The 12,421-nt window shown below is 73.9% G+C and carries 14 protein-coding genes; 6 read left to right on the top strand and 8 right to left on the bottom strand.

All coding sequences use genetic code 11. The features are described 5' to 3' along the window. Positions 1–202: 202 nt before the first annotated feature. Complete coding sequence (locus OP18_RS19195; protein WP_081970890.1) at positions 203–631, top strand: STAS domain-containing protein; 429 nt, start codon at positions 203–205, stop codon at positions 629–631. Between the two features lie 68 nt (positions 632–699). Here OP18_RS19195 and OP18_RS19190 read toward each other — a convergent pair whose 3' ends face one another. The 5 genes from OP18_RS19190 to OP18_RS52735 are packed head-to-tail and all read right to left on the bottom strand — an operon-like array spanning position 700 to position 4,439. Then, entirely contained in the window at positions 700–1,134 is a 435-nt protein-coding gene (locus OP18_RS19190) for a VOC family protein (RefSeq protein WP_033360294.1), read from the bottom strand. After that, entirely contained in the window at positions 1,131–1,982 is an 852-nt protein-coding gene (locus tag OP18_RS19185; protein ID WP_052386957.1) for a helix-turn-helix domain-containing protein, read from the bottom strand. Before OP18_RS19185 ends, OP18_RS19190 begins: the two co-directional genes overlap by 4 nt. 16 nt (positions 1,983–1,998) lie before the next feature. Beyond that, positions 1,999–2,322: a hypothetical protein gene (locus OP18_RS19180; protein ID WP_033360293.1), complete on the bottom strand. Its 324-nt coding sequence runs from the start codon at positions 2,320–2,322 to the stop codon at positions 1,999–2,001. 17 nt (positions 2,323–2,339) lie between these two features. Continuing rightward, complete coding sequence (locus OP18_RS19175) at positions 2,340–3,278, bottom strand: TIGR03557 family F420-dependent LLM class oxidoreductase (RefSeq protein WP_033360292.1); 939 nt, start codon at positions 3,276–3,278, stop codon at positions 2,340–2,342. 48 nt (positions 3,279–3,326) lie between these two features. Next, positions 3,327–4,439, bottom strand: coding sequence for a glycosyltransferase (locus tag OP18_RS52735; RefSeq protein ID WP_156089620.1), 1,113 nt, complete (start codon positions 4,437–4,439; stop codon positions 3,327–3,329). Positions 4,440–4,518: 79 nt separating this feature from the next. Between OP18_RS52735 and OP18_RS19165 the strand changes: the two genes are divergently transcribed. Both OP18_RS19165 and OP18_RS19160 read left to right on the top strand, forming a co-directional pair. Beyond that, positions 4,519–6,438, top strand: coding sequence for an ABC transporter ATP-binding protein (locus tag OP18_RS19165; RefSeq protein WP_052386955.1), 1,920 nt, complete (start codon positions 4,519–4,521; stop codon positions 6,436–6,438). A 20-nt stretch (positions 6,439–6,458) separates the two neighbouring features. Then, positions 6,459–7,676 carry a multidrug effflux MFS transporter gene (locus OP18_RS19160; RefSeq protein ID WP_245635440.1) on the top strand — a complete coding sequence of 406 codons (1,218 nt, stop codon included), beginning with the start codon at positions 6,459–6,461 and terminating at the stop codon, positions 7,674–7,676. Between the two features lie 106 nt (positions 7,677–7,782). Here the strand turns inward: OP18_RS19160 and OP18_RS19155 are convergent, their stop codons facing one another. Next, entirely contained in the window at positions 7,783–8,136 is a 354-nt protein-coding gene (locus tag OP18_RS19155; protein WP_033360291.1) for a histone-like nucleoid-structuring protein Lsr2, read from the bottom strand. A gap of 91 nt (positions 8,137–8,227) precedes the next feature. On the opposite strand from OP18_RS19155, the gene OP18_RS19150 reads away from it, so the two are divergent. From OP18_RS19150 to OP18_RS19140, 3 genes are all read left to right on the top strand, one after another. Next, positions 8,228–8,935, top strand: a complete 708-nt coding sequence (locus tag OP18_RS19150) for a DinB family protein (protein ID WP_245635439.1) — start codon at positions 8,228–8,230, stop codon at positions 8,933–8,935. A gap of 63 nt (positions 8,936–8,998) precedes the next feature. Next, entirely contained in the window at positions 8,999–10,252 is a 1,254-nt protein-coding gene (locus OP18_RS19145; protein WP_162189807.1) for a phenylacetate--CoA ligase family protein, read from the top strand. Beyond that, positions 10,249–10,779, top strand: coding sequence for a GNAT family N-acetyltransferase (locus tag OP18_RS19140; protein ID WP_033360290.1), 531 nt, complete (start codon positions 10,249–10,251; stop codon positions 10,777–10,779). The genes OP18_RS19145 and OP18_RS19140 overlap by 4 nt, the downstream gene beginning before the upstream one ends. Before the next feature lie 37 nt (positions 10,780–10,816). On the opposite strand, the gene OP18_RS19135 is transcribed toward OP18_RS19140, so the two are convergent. Together OP18_RS19135 and OP18_RS19130 are read right to left on the bottom strand one after the other, a co-directional pair. Further along, complete coding sequence (locus OP18_RS19135; RefSeq protein ID WP_052386952.1) at positions 10,817–11,506, bottom strand: hypothetical protein; 690 nt, start codon at positions 11,504–11,506, stop codon at positions 10,817–10,819. A 189-nt stretch (positions 11,507–11,695) separates the two neighbouring features. Further along, a complete protein-coding gene (locus OP18_RS19130) occupies positions 11,696–12,367 on the bottom strand; it encodes a GNAT family N-acetyltransferase (protein ID WP_033360289.1) in 672 nt (223 codons plus the stop codon). Between the last annotated feature and the right edge of the window lie 54 nt (positions 12,368–12,421).

Raw genomic sequence — 12,421 nt, 5'->3', positions numbered from 1 at the left:
TTCGTCGGGGCCTGACGTCTTGGCCCGGCCCCTGGTTGCGTACCCACCCGGGTTCGTCCATGAACACCCACCCGACCAGTGCCACGCCCGCTTGTCGGATCACCCGCAGCGACGACCGGCTGTCCGGTCACCGGCCGGACGGACGGCCCCTCCACCTGGACAGAGGTTCACGGACGGTCACGGCGGACCGTATGGTCACAGCATGGCAGCCCTCACTTTCGCGGTGGACCGACTCGCTGCCGCGACGGTGCTGACCTGTCAGGGCGCGCTGGTCGCGGCCAGCGCCATGCAGCTGGAGACCGCGCTCTCACAGTTGCTCCTGCGCCCGCAGCCCCGCATCGTCATCGACCTGGCGAAGGTCACCGCCATCGACTGCACCGGCGTCATGATGCTGCGCGTCACTGCCGGTATCGCCCTTGAGCAGGGCGGATCGCTTGTCCTCGCGATGCCGGCCACGCCGGTCGTCCACACGCTGCGTGAGGGCGGCACGCTCTCCACGATCGCCACGTACCGGACCCTGGAGAGCGCTCTCGCCGCCGACCCGCACGGCCTGGTCACCGACGCCGAGGTCGCCGCCCAGTCCACCACCACCCCGTGGCCGGTCAACGCCGACAGACGCCGCAGCGCCTGACCCGTCCACCGGCCCCGCCGGCGGTGTTCAGACCAGGGTGGGGGTGTCGGGTGGAACCCCCGCTGGTCTTACGGCGTAGCCGCCGAGGAAGCAGCAGCTCTGGGTTCGCCGCGGTAGGTGCCGAAGGACCACAGGTTGCCCTCGGGGTCGCGGACGGCGAAGTCGCGGGAGCCGTAGTCGGTGTCGGTCAGGTCCAGGTGCGGCACGGCGCCGGCGGCGAGGGCCCGGGCGTGCAACGCGTCGGGGTCGTCGGTCACCACGTAGGCGCCGAACGTGCCCGGGCGCAGCGGCCACGTGTCGCCCTCCTCGGGGCGGACGCTGCCGAGCATGATGCCGCCGCCGAGCGGCCAGGCGAGCTGGGCGTGGTCGACGCGGTCGCCGTCGCCGTGCACGACGACCTCCTGGAAGCCGAACGCGTCGACGAGGAACCGGATCAGCGCACGGGCGTCGGTGGCGCGCAGCGTCGGCCACACCTGCGGCGCGGGTGTCTTGTCATCGCTCATGCCGCCCAGTCTGCCCACCGCGCCGCGTCGGGGTCTTGGATGTTTCGGAACGGCGGGAGCCGCTCCTCGGCGAGCCACCGCGCCGGGGGGCAGCCCGCGAAGCCGGTGAACTCGCGCGTGAGGTGCGCCTGGTCGTAGTAGCCGCAGGCGGCGGCGAGCGCGGCGAGGGAGGGCACGCCGTCCTGCAGGCGGCGGCGCGCGACGTCGAAGCGGGCGACGCGGGCGGCGGCCTTCGGCGACAGGCCGATCTCGACGTTGAAGCGGCGGCTGAGGTACCGCCCGCTCCAGCCGACCTCCCGGGCCAGCTCGGCGGTGCTGACAGTGCCGCCCGAGGACTGCAGCAGCCGCCAGGCGTGCACGACCTCCGGCGGCGGCAGCACCGCCGACGCGCACCGCGCGGCGAGCATCTCGTCGACGATCCGGAAGCGCTCCGGCCAGGTGGGCACCGAGCGGACCCGGTCGCGCAGCTCGCCGGCGAACGGGCCGAGCACGTCGCCCGCGGCGACGTCGACGTTGGTGAGCTCACCGGCGGGCAGGCCGAGCAGGGTGCGGGCGCCGAGCGGCGACAGCCCGACCTGGATGCCGGACTGCCGCCCGTCGTGCACGATCGTCGCCGGCGTGGTGTGCAGCCCGCCGAGCAGCGTGTCGTACCGCCCGGGCGGCGTCGCCGGGTCGGGGTGCGCCGCGACCCACAACGGGTCGTCGAGGGTGACGATGAGCGTCAGGTACGGCGACGGCAGCCCGCGGTGCGCGGCGGGCGCGACGCCGACGTCGCGGTAGCCGCTGTACCAGCCCGCGAACGGCCGCACCCGCGCCGAGGCGGGCCGGCGCACGTACTCCGACAGCACACCGTCACCGTAGCGCTCAGCCGACGGCCTTCTCCAGCTCGGCCTTCGTCATCTTCGAGCGGCCCTTGACGTTCTTGCGCCGGGCCTCCTCGTACAGCTGGTCGCGGGTGCGGCCGCCGGGTCCCTGGTGCGAGCGCAGCCCGCCGCGGCGGCTGGAGGAGATGTCCCGCGTCGAGGTGCGGCTCGACGTGCGGGCCTCACCGGCGCGGGCCCGTTCCTTGTTCACGGTGCGCGCCGCGATCTCCTCGGCGACGTCCTCGGCGCGGCCCTGCGCCTTGACGCTGCGCTTGATGTGCTCGTACTGGCGTTCACGCTTGTCGCTCCATGCCTGCTGCGGCATGACCCACCTTCTGACGGCTACAGGAACTCCCGCTTGTACAGATCGATCAGCTCGGCGTAGTGCGGTCCGATGTTGGCGACGTACACCTCGTCGAAACCGGCGTCCTCGTACTGCTTGAGCTGGGCCGCCTGCTTCGCCGGGTCCGGCCCGCAGGCGATCGCCTGCCGGGTCATGTCCGGGGTGACGAGCTGCGACGCCTGCTCGAAGTGCTTCGGCGACGGCAGCACCTGCGACAGCTCGCCGGGGACGCTCGCGTTCGCCCACAGCTCGTGCGCGATCCGCACGCCGGCGTCCTCGGTCTCGGCGTAGCAGGCCTTGAAGCCGCCCTGCACCGGCTTGTCCCCGCCGCCGCCCTTGCGGAACGCCTCGACGTGCTCGGCGACCGGCGCCACGGACATGAACCCGTCCGCGATCCGCCCGGCCAGCTCCAGCGCCTTCGGTCCGAACGCGGACATGTACACCTTCGGCGGGGTCTCGGGCCGCGTGTACACCTGCGCCTGCTCCACCGTGTAGTGCTTGCCGCGGTGGTTGACGAACCCGCCGTCCCACAGCTCCCGCATGACGTGGACGGCCTCCTCGAGCATCTCGAGGCGCTCGGCCGCGCTCGGCCAGGCGTCGCCGTGGATGTGCTCGTTGAGCGCCTCGCCGGTGCCGACGCCGAGGACGAAGCGGCCCTCGTGCATGACCGCGCTCGTGGCCGCGGCCTGCGCGACGATCGTCGGGTGGATGCGCATGATCGGGCAGGTCACCGCCGTCGTCACGGGGATGCTGACGACCTGGCTCAGGGCCCCGATCAGCGACCAGACGTGCGGGCTCTGCCCCTGCGCGTCGTTCCACGGGTGGTAATGGTCGGAGATCCACAGCGCGGAGAAGCCGGCGTCCTGGGCGAGCTTGGCCTGCTCGATCAGCTGCGCCGGGGTGTACTCCTCCGTGGACAGGAAGTAACCGATTCGCATGCCGTCATCCATACCCACGCACGCGGCGGCGATGCGTGCGGCGGGCCGTCAGGTCCCGCCCGCCGCGGTGGACATCGTGTGCAGCCGGTCCACGAGGCGTTTGAGCTCGGCGAGGTGCTCCGGCGGGTACACCCGTCCGGCCGGGTCGACCACCCGTTGCACGGGCTGCAGCAGCCGCCACGCCTCGGCGACGTCACCGAGCTGGGCGAGGGCCTGCGCGTCGAGCCAGTCGCAGTAGTCGCGGGCGACCCCGGCGCCGCGCAGCTGCGCGGTCAGCACCAGCACCGCCTCGTCCATCCCGGCGCCGAGCAGCAGCCGGGCCAGGGCGTCGGTGCCGAGGATCCACTGCCGGGTGCCGGGCGCCAGCTCCCGCAGGGTCTCGAACGCGTCGACGGCGTCCTGGGTGCGGCCCGCCCCGACCAGGCTGCGGCCCAGGTCCAGCAGGGTGTCCGCGACGAGCGAGGAGTCCGTGGAGCCGTCGGCGATGCCGTCGAGGACCGCCTGGGCCAGCTCGACGTTGCGTTCGGCCTTGCTACGCCGCTCCTGCGGGTCCGCGTACCCCTGATGCTCCAGCAGGATCGCCTCGCGCGGCGCCGACGGCCACTCGACGATCCCGATCCCCTGCACCGTGCCGGCCCCGTGGCCGGTCCCGTAGCCGGTGCCGACGCCGGTGCCGTGGCCGCGGTCGGCGAACACGTCCGGCGCGCCGCCGCCGGCGATGCGGACCAGGTGCTCGTGGACGCGGCCCTGCCAGCGCAGGTGCGCGGGGCGGAACAGCCGCGCGGTGCGGAACGTGTACGGCAGCTCGTCGTGCGCGTTGTCGATGTCGACCAGCAGCGCGTCGGCGGTCGTGGCGGCGAGGACCTCGCGCAGCTTGCCGGGCGCGGCGACGGCCCGGTCGTCGGCGTCGATGCTGAGCACCCAGTCGGCCGGGGTCCACGGCGTGCCCCGCGCCGCGGCGGCCGCCGCGAGCGCCGCGTTGCGGGCGGCGGCGAAGTCGCCGGTCCAGGTGCCGTGGCTGACCACGGCGCCGAGCTCGCCGGCCAGGGCCGGAGTGCCGTCCTCGGAACCGGTGTCGTGGACGTGGATCGTGTCGACGACGCCGCTCAGCGACGTCAGGCACCGCGTCAGCATGGTGGCCGAGTCACGCACGATCAGCACGGCGGCAAGGTTCACCCCTGCCCGATCGGCGGCCGTTCGGCCGACCTGAGCGTTTGTCGGAGCGCGGCACCATAGACATATGACGATCGAAGGCGACCCGGCGGACGAGCTCGCGGTCCCGTACTGGCTCACGGCCACCGCCGAGGCCGCCTCCGCGTCATTCGGGCGGATGGTGCGCCGGCTGCCGGGACTGCTGGTGCAGGCGTGGCGCCTGGCGTGGCGCACCGACCGGCGCACCACGGCGGCCGTCGCGGTGTTCAACCTGGCCGCCGGGGTCGCCGCCGGCGTCGGCCTGGTCAACGTCGTCGGCGTGCTGGACGGGCTGCTGCGGGAGGGCCCGACCCCGGACCGGATCCGCGCGGCGGTGCCGTCGCTGCTGGTCATGGTCGCCGCCGGGGCCGCACGCACGCTGCTGGCCTCCGCCGCGACCGCCGCGCAGGGGCGGCTGTCGCCGCAGGTGAGCCAGGCCGCCGAGCTGCGGCTGCTGGAGCTGACCACCCGGGTGGACCTCGCCACGTTCGACGACGCCGACTGGCGCGACCGGATGCAGCGCGCCCGTGACCGCGGCATCGACGCCGCGCAGCGCATCGTCGACCACGCCATCGAGCTCGGCACCAACGTCGTGTCCCTCGCCGCGGCCGCCGGGGTCCTCGCCGTGCTGCACCCGCTGCTGCTGCCGCTGCTGGTGCTCGCGGTCGTGCCGAACTTCTGGGCGTCGGTGCGCTCGGCCCGGCTCGGCTACCGCCAGCAGCTGCGCCTCATCGCCGTGTGGCGGCGCAAGTGGATGCTGTCGGACCTGCTCGCCGAGCGGGACCAGGCCGGCGAGCTGCGGGCGTTCACGCTGCAGCGGTACCTGCTCGCCGAGGTCCGCCGGCTGCTCGACGCGGCGACCCGCGAGCAGGTGAAGGTCTCCGCCGCGCAGGTGCGCACCAACCTGGTCGGCCATGCCCTGGGCGCGCTGGCGACCGGTGCCGCGTACGCCGCGCTCATCGGGCTGCTGCTGGCCGGCCGGATGGACATCGCGGTCGGCGGCGCGGCGGCGTACGCGATCAGCACCGGCATCAACGCGCTCACCCAGGTCGCGTTCTCGGTGAACCACCTGTACGAGCAGGGCCTCTACTTCGGCGACTACGAGTCCTTCTGCGCCCTCGCCACGGCCCGCTCCGAACCCCTGGACCAGCCCGCGGCGCCGGCCGGCTTCGAGACGCTGAGCCTGCGGGACGTGACCTTCACCTACCCGGGCGCGGCCCGGCCGGCGGTCGCCGGGGTCAGCCTCACCATCCGCCGCGGGCAGACGATCGCGCTGGTCGGCGAGAACGGCTCCGGCAAGTCGACCCTGGCGAAGCTCCTCGCCGCGCTGTACCGGCCGGACAGCGGGGTGATCGCGTGGGACGGTGTCGACCTCGCCGGGCGCGACCCCGACAGCGTCCGCGAGCACGTCGCCGTCGTCATGCAGGACCCGACGAACTGGCCGCTGTCGGCGGCGGAGAACATCACGACCGGCCGGCACGACCGGGTCACCACCCAGGCGGAGATCGAGGCCGCCGCCGACCGCGGCGACGCGCACGGGTTCATCGTCGAGCTGCCCCGGCAGTACCGGACGCTGCTGTCGCGGCACTTCAACGACGGCGCGGAGCTGTCCGGCGGCCAGTGGCAGCGCCTCGCCATCGCCCGCGCGTTCTTCCGCGACGCGCCGCTGCTCATCTGCGACGAGCCGACCGCGAACCTCGACGCCCGCGCCGAGCACGCCGTCTACGGCCGGCTGCGCGAGCTGGCCGCGGGGCGCACGGTGGTGCTCATCACGCACCGCATGGCGAGCGTCCGCGAGGTCGACCGGATCTACGTCCTGGACCACGGCAGGCTGGTCGAGGAGGGCACCCACGAGGAGCTTTCCGCCGCCGGCGGCCTGTACGCGCAGTTGTACGCCCTGCAGGCGACCGCGTACCAGACCGACACCGGGAATGTTCTGGATGATCAAACGCTTGACCACAAGATGTGACCGCAAATCCCGTTCGCCTGGTGCTCGTGCTCGGCTCGCTCATCGCCATCGGCCCGCTGACCATCGACATGTACCTGCCGGCGCTGCCGAGCATCACCGACGACCTGCACACCTCGTCGACCGCGGTGCAGCTGACCCTCACCGGCACCCTGGCCGGCCTCGCGCTCGGCCAGCTGGCGATCGGCCCCTGGTCCGACGCCGTCGGCCGGCGGGTGCCGCTGCTGGCCGGTCTCGTCCTGCACGTGCTCGCCTCCGTCTGCTGCGTCTTCGCCCCCGACGTCACCGTGCTCGGGGCGCTGCGCGTCCTGCAGGGCCTCGGCGTCGCCGCCTCCTCCGTCGTCGCCATGGCGATCGTGCGGGACCTGTTCAGCGGCGCCGCGTTCGCCCGCCTGTTCTCCCGGCTGATGCTGGTCATGGGCGCCGCGCCGATCCTCGCGCCCACCCTCGGCAGCGCCGTGCTGCGCTGGACCGACTGGCGGGGCGTCTTCGTGGTGCTCGCCGCGTTCGGGGTGCTGCTCAGCACCCTCGCCGCGCTCGCGCTGCCCGAGACGCTGCCGCCGGCGCGCCGCCGCTCCGGCGGGGTCGTGGCCACCCTCGGCGTCTACGGCTCCCTGCTGCGCGACCGCGTGTTCGTCGGGCTGGTCCTGGTCGCCGGCCTGGCCATGGCGGCGCTCTTCGCCTACGTCGGCGGCTCGTCGTTCGTGCTGCAGGAGGTGTACGGCCTCAGCGAGGCCCAGTTCGGGCTGGCCTTCGGCGCCGGCGCGGTCGGGCTGATCGGCGGCACCCAGTACAACGTGCGGCTGCTGCGCCGGTTCACCCCGCAGCGCATCCTCGGCTCGGCCCTGACCGCCGGCACGCTCGCCGGGGCGGTCCTGGTCATCTTCGCCGCCACCGGCCTCGGTGGGCTGCCGGCGCTGCTGGCCGCGCTGTGGGCGGTCCTGGCCTCCGCCGGTCTGGCCCTGCCGAACGCGCCGGCCCTGGCCATGTCCCGGCACGGCGAGGCGGCGGGCACCGCGGCGGCGCTGCTCGGTGCGGTGCAGTTCGGCGTGGGTGCCGTCGCCGCCCCGCTGGTCGGCGTGCTGGGCACCGGCGCGACGGCGATGTCGGTGGTGATCGCCGGCGGCATGCTCACCGCCACCCTCACCCTGCTCGTGGTGGTGCGGCCCGGCTCGCTGGTCACCGCCCCGGAGGACGCCACGGCGGCTCCCGCGGAGGTCGCCGCCCCAGCGGCCGCCTAGAACGGCCCTGCACCGCCTCTCCACGGCCCCGTACGGCAGCGGCTCCGGTCCTCGGACCGGAGCCGCTGGTGCTCTCACGACGGGCGGGTGACGCCCCGGGCGGCGCTCAGCGGCCCACGGCGGCGTGGTACTGGTCGACGATCTCCTGCTTGATCCGGCCACGGTCGGAGACCTGGTAGCCGGCGCCCTGCGCCCATTCGCGGATGGCCCGGTTCTGGTCGCGGTCGCCGCGGCTGGAGCTCCTGCCGCGCCCTCCCGACCGGGCCGCCGCGACGACCGCGCCGCGCCCGACCTTCGTGCCGGCGGAAACATAGGGCTTCAACGCGGCGCGCAGTTTCTCGGCGTTCTTCTTCGACAGGTCGATCGCATACTGCACGCCGTCGAGACCGAACTGGACGCTCTCGTCGGCCGGCTTGCCGTCCAAGTCGTCGATCAGTTCTTGAATGACGCGCTTGGCCATGACGGCGCCTCCTCGGTAACGGTGCGGGTGATGGCGGCGACCCTACGGTCGACCATCGCAGAAATAGTATCGCCCATTTCCAGGATTTGAAGTGCAGTCTGTTTCAAATAGGCACCATCACCGATCGTGTCGACCCAATTACGACCCGATCGGCCGGGCGGTGCATGATCGCAGCATCGGCGAGACTCTACCCATGGCGAACTCTTCCACACCTGCCTGGGGCGAGCTGCTGATCGGCCAGTTGGCCTTCTACTGGGACGCCCACCTGCACCCCCGGCTCGACGGCCTGACCGACGAGGAATACTTCTGGGAACCGGTACCCGGCTGCTTGACGGTCCGGCCCGACGCCGACGGGAATTACCGCGCCGACCCCGGTCCGCGCACCGGCCCGCAGCCGGTCACCACGATCGCCTGGCGCATGATGCACATCGCGGTCGGTTGTTTCGTGACCCGGAGCAGCACGTTCTTCGGCGCCGGAAGTGTCGGCGACGACGCGGACATGTTCGACCCGCGGCACGTACCGGCCGATCTGCCGCACACCGCCGCGGAAGGCGTCGCGTTCCTCGAGGACAGTTACCGTGCGTGGCACGGGCACGTTTCCACACTCGGCGACGCCGCACTGCAACTCCCTTTGGGACCGAAGGGCGCCTATTTCTCCGACGAGCCGATGGCGGCGCTGATCGTGCACGTCAACCGCGAGACGATGCACCACGGCGGCGAGATCGGGCTGCTGCGGGATCTGTTCGCCGCGACCGGCGCGGTGCGGCGCACCGACCGGCTCGCCGCATCGGCTTCCTGACATCGATCGACACCACCGTCTGCAAGACTTGCCGCCATGTCGAGCATCGGTGGCCTTCTTTCCGTGCGATCCGTGACCCGGGCGCAGCATCTTGACCGCGACAGGCTGGACCAGCTGACTCTGGCCGGGCTCAGGGACGCACTGCGGCACGCCCGGACCCGGGTGGCGGCGTACGGCGACGGACGGTACGACATCGGCGGCCTGCACGACGCGGCGGACTTCGCGCGGCTGCCGATGCTGCGCAAGGCCGACGTGCTCGCCGCGGGCGAGGACCGGTTCCGCGACCCGGCGTTCACCCGCGACCAGGTCACCGTGTACACGACCAGCGGCACCAGCGGGCAGATCCTCGAGGCGTGGCACGACCCGGCCAACTACGCCCACGACCGCGCCTGCAACATCCGCCGCTTCGCCGCCGCCGGCGGCCGCTACCGACCGTGGTCGCGGTTGGTGCACTTCAAGCCGTTCCCGCTGGACACCGCCTGGTACCAGCGGCTCGGCATCTTCCGCCGGTCGGTGGTGTACAGCGCGCTGCCGGTGCGCACCAGGGTCGAGCACCTGCTGCGGGAGCGGCCGCACGCGATGATCGGCTACCCGGTGATGCTGCGGGACCTGCTGCGCGGCATGCGCCCCGACGAGCTGGCCGCGCTGCGGCGCACCCTGCGGGTGGTCTTCACCGAGTCGGAGCTGCTCACCCCCGAGGTGCGCCGGCAGCTCACCGAGGGCTTCGGTGTGCCGGTCTTCAACGAGTACTCCGCCTACGAGCTCATGCACATCGCGTTCGACTGCGCCGAGGGACAGTTGCACATCGCCGAGGACCGCGTCCACGTCGAGATCGTCGACCCCGACGGCCGTCCCGTGCCGGACGGCGCCGAGGGCCACGTCGTGGTCACCGGCTGGCGCGAACGGGCGATGCCGTTGCTGCGGTACTGGCTCGGCGACCGCGCCACCCGCCACGCCGAGCGGTGCGCGTGCGGCCGGACGTTCGCCCGCCTGGAGCTCACCAAGGGGCGCGCCGACGACTATGTCACCCTCCCCGACGGCGAGCGCATCTACGCCGGCACCTTCATCGGCATGGCCATCAGCACGCCGGGCGTCGCGGAGTGCATGGTCCGCCAGGACCCGGCCGGCAACATCACCGTGTGGCTCGTCCCGGACGCCCGCACCGGCCACGGCTTCGACGACCTGGCCCGCGCCGCCCGCGAGTGGCTGCACGGCAGCGCCGGGCGCCCCTTCGACCTCGACGTACGCCGCGCCGACACCCTGGAGCTCACCCGGGGCGGCAAGGGCCGCTTCGTCGTGTCGGAGTTCCGCCGGTGACGACCGACCCGCTGCTGCGCACCGGGCGGCTGCTGCTGCGCCGCCCGGTCGCCGCCGACGTCGCCACGATCCTCGCGGTGCACCGCGACCCCCTCGCGTGCCTGCACAACCCCGGCGACCGGCTGCTCACCGGCCCCGCGGCAGCGGACCGGCTGCGTCACTGGTCGGCGCACTGGGACCGGCACGGGTTCGGCTACTGGAGCGTGCTGGCGGATCCGGAGGCGGCGCCGGTCGGGTTCTGCGGGCTGAAACTGATGCCGCTGCTGGGCGAACCGGCGCTGAACCTCTTCTACCGGTTCGCGCCGTCGGTGTGGCACCGCGGCTACGCGAGCGAGGCCGCGGCGGCGGTCGTGGCGTGGGCGGCCGCCAACCGCCCGGACCTGCCGCTGGTCGCCCGGATCCGCCCCGACAACGTGGCGTCGCAGCGCGTCGCGGCGCGGGCCGGCCTGCACCGGGCGCCGCACCTGGACCACCCCGGCGAGGACGGCCCCGACCTGCTGTACACGGCGACACCCTCGGGCGCGTGACGGGCGGACGCCCGCCGCGGCCGGAGCCGGGCGGGCGCTAGAGCGTCACGGCGGCGTGCTGGGGGACCAGGCGGGCGCCGAGGTCGGCCTTCAGGTCGGGCATGCCCTTGCCGAGGACCATGCCGGCCGCCCTGCCCTCGACGACCCGGTCGACGAGGCGCCAGAACAGGTCGAAGTACAGGTGGCGGCGGCCGCCCTCGTCGACGGGGAGCGCGCCCCAGGACAGCCACATGGGCCAGGTGGGGTGGTCCAGGATCGTGCCGGCGCCGAGCAGCAGGCCGGCGCTGTCGCGGTACGCGACGGCGTGCACGTCGTCGCGGAAGGCGACCGACTCCTGCCACAGCGGCGACCGGTGGCCGCTGCGCGGACCGCCGCCGCCCGGGTGCTTGGCGAGGTTCAGGCGGGCCAGGTGGGCCAGCTCGGCCGGGGTGACCACGTCGCCGACCGGGCCGGTGCGCACCTGCAGGTCGGGGTCGGCGGCGACCAGCTTGCGGACGTGCCGCAGGTTCGAGCGGCGTTTCTTGCGCAGGCCGGCGAGCCACGCGTCCACCGACGCCGGCGCGTCCAGGACGGCGAGGGGTTCGGTGCGTCTGGCGTACCGCGGCCGGGGCAGCCAGGCCTGGTCATCGTCGCCGAGCTGGCGCCACAGCACCCCGGCGACGCCCGGGCCGAGCGCCCGCCGGGCGGCCCGCCGGAACGCCCGCACGACGTCCCGCCGGTCATCCACTGTGGACGGTGCGAGCCCCCGGCCCGCATCACCGGCCACGCCCAGTTGGCCCGCAGCCCGGCCCGGCGGCGCAGCGCCGCCCAGTCCGCGGGCTCCGGGTCGGCGACCGGGTTGTGCAGCCGGACCGACAGCCCTTCGGTCAGCACCGCCGTTTCCATCATCGTGGTCCCCCGGGTCGCCGTGCCGCGGTCAGAACGTCACCGCGGCGCGCTGGGGCAGCAGCCGGGCGCCGAGGTCCATCTTGAGCTCCGGCATACCCTTGCCGAGGATCATGCCGGCCGCCCGGCGCTCGACGACCCGCTCGACGAGCCGGCGGAACAGGTCGAAGTACAGGTGCCGCCGGCCGCCCTCCTCGGCCGGCAGCGCGCCCCACGACAGCCAGATCGGCCAGGTCGGGTGGTCCAGGACCATGGCGGCGCCGAGCAGCAGGCCGGCGTTGTCCCGGTACGCGACCACGTGGACGTCGTCGCGGCCGGCGACCGCCTCCTGCCACAGCGTCGAGCGGGGCCCGCTGCGCAGCTCGAGGGCGCTGGCCTCGTGCTTGGCGAAGTTGAGCCGGGTCAGGTGGGCCAGCTCCGCCGGGCTGGCCACGTCGCCGACGGTGCCGGCGCGGATCTGCAGGTCGGGGTCGCGGGCAACGAGCCGCTGGGTGCGCCGGACGCTGGCGCGGCGTTTGGTGCCCAGCCCGGCCAGCCAGGCGTCCACCGACGCCGGCGCGTCCAGGACCGCGAGGGGTTCGGTGCGTCTGGCGTACCGCGGCCGCGGCAGCCACGCGTCGTCGGCCGCGCCGAGCTGCCGCCAGAGGAGCCCGCGGACGCCGGGACCGGTGCCCCGCCGGGCCGCGCGCCGGAACGCGCGCACCAGGTCCCGCCGCTCCTCCGCGGCCGACGGCGCGAGCCACCACCCGGGCAGCGC

Origin of the sequence: Dactylosporangium aurantiacum (assembly GCF_000716715.1) — a bacterium.
GTDB classification, from domain to species: Bacteria; Actinomycetota; Actinomycetes; order Mycobacteriales; family Micromonosporaceae; genus Dactylosporangium; species Dactylosporangium aurantiacum.
Note: the sequence above shows the minus strand (reverse complement) of the source record. Positions and strands in the feature narration are given on the sequence as shown.